This is a genomic window from Sphingobacterium sp. UBA7253 (genome assembly GCF_002472745.1).
Lineage (GTDB): Bacteria > Bacteroidota > Bacteroidia > Sphingobacteriales > Sphingobacteriaceae > Sphingobacterium > Sphingobacterium siyangense.
This window is the reverse complement of record NZ_DKSP01000224.1, coordinates 1-852: the sequence shown is the minus strand read 5'-3', so window position 1 is coordinate 852 and position 852 is coordinate 1. Positions and strand designations below refer to the sequence as shown.

The window sequence follows — 852 nt, the reverse complement described above, 5'->3', positions numbered from 1 at the left end:
AAGCAATTTATCTAAGTTTGAAGTGAAAAGAAAAAGGAAATATGATTAAAAACCTATTTAGAATTACTGCTGTTACGTTTGCACTAACAACAGCAGGGGGTGCTTTGTTTGCCCAAAACACCAAATTTGATTGGAAAGAAGCATCTGAGGGGGGGTACACCTACAAGTACGTAACCAACGATCCTACACATTCACGGTTTTATAAGCTAAAAAATGGCTTAACTGTGATTTTGAGTCCGACCAAAAAAGAACCACGTATTCAAACTTACATTGCAACAAAGGCGGGGAGTAAAACAGATCCGAAAGATCACACCGGTTTGGCTCATTACCTCGAGCATATGTTGTTCAAAGGAACGGATAAATTTGGCTCTAAAGACTGGGCAAAGGAGAAACCTTTGTTAGATCAGATTGATGCGCTCTATGAGAAATACAATGGTACAACAGACGAAACCGAACGGAAAGCAATCTATAAGGAAATCGATAAAGTATCTGGAGAAGCTGCGAAATATGCTATTGCGAATGAGTATGATAAATTGATGGCATCAATGGGAGCGGAAGGTACCAATGCTTTCACTTCATTTGAGCAGACTGTTTATCAGGAGCAAATTCCTAGTAATGTAATGGATAAGTATCTTGCTGTACAGGCAGAACGGTTTAGATATCCGGTATTGCGTCTGTTCCATACTGAGCTGGAAGCTGTGTATGAAGAGAAAAATATCAGCTTGGATAAAGATAATCGTAAGGCTGTGGAGTCGATGTTTTCAGCAGCGTTTCCCAATAATAATTACGGAAAGCAGACGACAATTGGTACGGTAGAGCACCTTAAAAATCCGTCTTTGAAAGCGATTCGTG

General features: G+C 39.8%; 1 protein-coding gene. It reads left to right on the top strand.

Annotation, left to right across the window (positions count from 1 at the left end; genetic code table 11):
• Nucleotides 1-41: 41 nt before the first annotated feature.
• On the top strand, nt 42-852 hold an 811-nt coding region (locus B2X72_RS23545), incomplete at its 3' end, for a M16 family metallopeptidase (protein WP_286851741.1).